Here is a 3,591-nt window from a genome sequence, read left to right as displayed (position 1 = left end):
TTCACCTGCCGCTGTCTGTATTTCAAAACCTGCCGCTGTTCTTATTCCTTTTGTTGCTATACCTTTCAGGAATGTTACCGTGCTATATCTCTCCACCTGCTGCCGGGCAAGTGTGGCAATTTCACCGGGCGTTTTTCCATCCTGTGTAAGAAAGTTATGCGAGTGCGGTGTTTGCCGGTTGCCGGGGAAACCACTATCAATAATTAAGACTTGTCGCAGTGCCCGGCCAAGCGCCATACCAGCTGCGAGTCCTGAATAGCTTCCTCCTATTATAATGGCATCAAAAAATTCAGTATCGTTCATTCAGGTATATTTTATACAATCACAGAAATAAAGAAGCAAGTGCGTCTATACAAGGCGCACCTGACTATATAGTATAAAAATCACTATTCCTTTTTAAAAGGTAACAGACGAATAAACGCATCAACCAATGGTACTCCCACAAATACAATCCAGGGTACCAGCGATATGGTGAGCAGGAATGTTCGCTGGTATAGCGGCAATGCAGACAAGGCTTCTCCAAACAGAAAAAGAAACAGTGTAATGGACGGATAGATCACTGTCCATATCTTTAACGACACAATTAATTTTGCTTTTGTTTTCATATACGATAACTACTTTTATAATCCATTTTGTTATTACAAAAGTAGCTGCTGCAGAAAGTACAGGATAGGACAACCGTGCAGTTCGATAGGACTTATTTAAAATTCTGCCGGAATGCTTCGGGCGAATACCCGGTATGTTTTTTAAAGAAGCGGATAAAATAAGATACATCTTCATACCCTAACTGGTAGGCAACCTGGCTCACCTGGTTAGGTGTTGCCAGTAAATATCGTTTGGCTTCCAGCAGTATATATTCTGTAATAAGATCTGAACATGTTTTACCCAACGCAGCCCGCGTAATAGCATTCAATTGATAAGAAGAAAGATTGAGCGCATCGGCATAGTAGGCTACTTGCTTATGCTTGGAAATGTTTGCGTCCAGTAGTTCCAGAAATTTCTCCAGTCGCTCCTGGGTATATAGATTAGCATTGTTCGAAGAAGCTTTTTCTCTCTGTCGCGTAAGCTCAACAAAAAGAATATTCAGGTTTGCTTTAATAACTTCCTGGTAGCCTTGCTGCTTATCGGTATATTCCTGCAAAATATAGCTCGTTATAGGAATCAGTTTCTTAAATCTGCCAGCATCCAGTTTATAGAAATTTATACTGCCGGCCTTACGCAACAATTGATTCGCTACAGGGTTATGCGCGGCATAGAAATCAGTTTTAAATCCCAGTAAATACCCGGTGCTCTTACCTGTCAGCATAAGTTGATGTACCTGCCCGGGGCGCATAAAGAAAACGGAATGATCAGCAACGGGATAAGCCGTAAAATCTATCGTGTGCTTACCACCTCCCTTTTTTACAACAAGAATATAGTTGAAATCATGCCGGTGCAATTCCTGAACCATGTCCTTGCCTCCTGTTACCTTTTGCAGATCACGTATATTGAAATTCTCTGAATGATTCAGTTCTGCCTGTGCTCCGGAAAGATATCGTATGGGAATGTTTTTCATTTACAGCATCAAATATATACTACATTTCGATTGATAGTGGTAACGGGATAATCTTTAGCCACGATGAACAGTTCCCCGCAACAAGCCATCGCGATAGTGAGACTATTGAAAACTTCACATGATTATGGGATAGATTGTCGTTTTTTTACAATATAAAATTACTGGTTAAACGTTATCTTAGCAGAGCGCGGTGATGTACAGGAATTTCTTTTGTGGGCAGCGCTTTGCACGTTGTAATTTAAACCCTCTCGTCATGTATATACAACAGCAACCTTACTCATCCGGATAGTGATTGTCGTCCCGGCAAGCAATGGCGTGGCCTGCACTCCGATATCGGTATGATCCGATCTTCCCTACACACTCTCTTACTAATGACGAAATTACATTTTAATACCAACCATCATGAGAATTTCCTTTTGCTATATCGGGCTGATGTTTCTCCTGGCGTGCGCATCAAAATCCCACGAAGATATAGCGAGCCTTCCGGTATTGCCGTTTGATGTTACCGGAAGTGCAGAGGCGATGCCCGATTTTCAAAAAGGTCTCTTACTGCTTCACAACTTTGAATACGAAGAAGCGGCTGCAAGCTTTCGCGAAGCACAGCACAAAGACTCTGCATTTACGATGGCTTATTGGGGCGAAGCAATGACCTATAACCACACGGTATGGGGCGACCTGGACATCGATAAATCACGCGCGGCTTTAAAACGTTTAGCACCTACCGCTGAAGAACGTGTTGCCAAAGCGGCCACGCCTATGGAAAAAGGATTTATACAGGCTATCAATGTTCTCTTCGAAGAAGGCCCGTCCAAACCCGATCGCGACAAAGCGTATGCCGTGCAGATGCAAGAGGTATATACTAACAATCCGGGCAATCATGAAGCGGCCGCCTTCTATGCGCTGGCGTTGCTGGCTACTAAAAAAAGCTGGAGCCTGGCGGATAGCCTCAACGACAAGAGTGCCGAGATTGTAAAAGCTATACTAAAAGAAAATCCGCGTCACCCGGGTGCATTGCATTATCTTATTCATGCCGATGATCACCCCGACCTGGCAGACCGTGCATTGGAAGCTGCGCATAGCTATGCCGTTGAAGCCAGTTATTCGGCACACGCCCTGCACATGCCTTCGCATATATACCTGGCGCTCGGCATGTGGGATCGCGTAGTTTCTTCCAATGAAGTAGCCTGGCAGGCGAGTATCGATAAAGTACAAAAGCAAAGACTTACCAACGATGACCTGTCGTATCATACACATCTTTGGCTGCAATATGGTTATTTGCAGCGCGGACAATTCAGCAAGGCTTATAATACCTTGCGCGAACAGATTCGCTATACCCGCGAGCTGCCCAGCACCGAAGCACGATTTCATCTGATGGTAATGAAAGGACAGTATCTCGAAGAAACGGATCAGTGGACTGATTCACTCGCAGATATACCGGTAAATACAGATGACATGCAGTTTCTTTTTCGCAGTGCCAACCGGTGGATCAATGCTTCGAAAGCTTTTCATCGCAAAGACCAGGCTGCGCTTCCTCCCATTATTGCTGAAATGGAAAAAGATCAAACCTATAGCGAGCAACGTCTTGCTACCAGCGATAACATTACTGTATGCGGTGTAAAACCCCTGAAGGATAAAGTGCCTACCAAAGGAGAGATCAGGCTATCGGCCTTGATGATGCTTGAAGTAAAGGGCATGGATGCGTGGTTGCGAAATGATCTGGCTGCGGCCGAAAAATTCTTCCTGGCCGCTGTAGAAAAAGAAACCAGTCCGCACATTGGACCACCGGTTGTTATCAAACCCGCCAACGAATATATAGGCGATTTTTTCCTGGCCAACAACAAGCCGCAGGAAGCTCTTAAACATTATGAAGCGGCACTTAAGTATTCACCCGGTCGTATTCACTCCCTAAAAGGTGAATGGCAGGCTGCTCAACAGCTACACGACACAGAACGTGCTAATGCATTAAAGGAAAAACTGAACACCATTCTGAAAGATGCAGATCCTTCCGTGAAAAACAGTACTGCTGCATTTATACC

The 3,591-nt window shown here is 44.4% G+C and carries 3 protein-coding genes and 1 pseudogene; 1 reads left to right on the top strand and 3 read right to left on the bottom strand.

Going from position 1 to position 3,591, the window contains the following annotated elements; genetic code table 11:
- The 3 genes and pseudogenes from VIN08_RS11790 to VIN08_RS11780 form a co-directional block, all read right to left on the bottom strand.
- Nucleotides 1-303: pseudogene (locus VIN08_RS11790) on the bottom strand (NAD(P)/FAD-dependent oxidoreductase); the annotation flags it as partial.
- 83 nt (nucleotides 304-386) lie between these two features.
- On the bottom strand, nucleotides 387-605 hold the full coding sequence (locus tag VIN08_RS11785) for a hypothetical protein (RefSeq protein WP_331964924.1): 219 nt from the start codon (nucleotides 603-605) through the stop codon (nucleotides 387-389).
- Nucleotides 606-697: 92 nt separating this feature from the next.
- A complete protein-coding gene (locus tag VIN08_RS11780) occupies nucleotides 698-1,555 on the bottom strand; it encodes an AraC family transcriptional regulator (RefSeq protein ID WP_331964922.1) in 858 nt (285 codons plus the stop codon).
- A gap of 402 nt (nucleotides 1,556-1,957) precedes the next feature.
- Between VIN08_RS11780 and VIN08_RS11775 the strand changes: the two genes are divergently transcribed.
- Nucleotides 1,958-3,591 (top strand): hypothetical protein (locus tag VIN08_RS11775; protein WP_331964920.1); only part of this gene is annotated, 1,634 nt, incomplete at its 3' end.

Origin of the sequence: Ohtaekwangia sp., from assembly GCF_036568665.1 — a bacterium.
GTDB lineage: Bacteria > Bacteroidota > Bacteroidia > Cytophagales > Cyclobacteriaceae > Ohtaekwangia.
The sequence above is the reverse complement of the archived record's forward strand: the minus strand, read 5'-3'. Positions and strand labels throughout refer to the sequence as shown.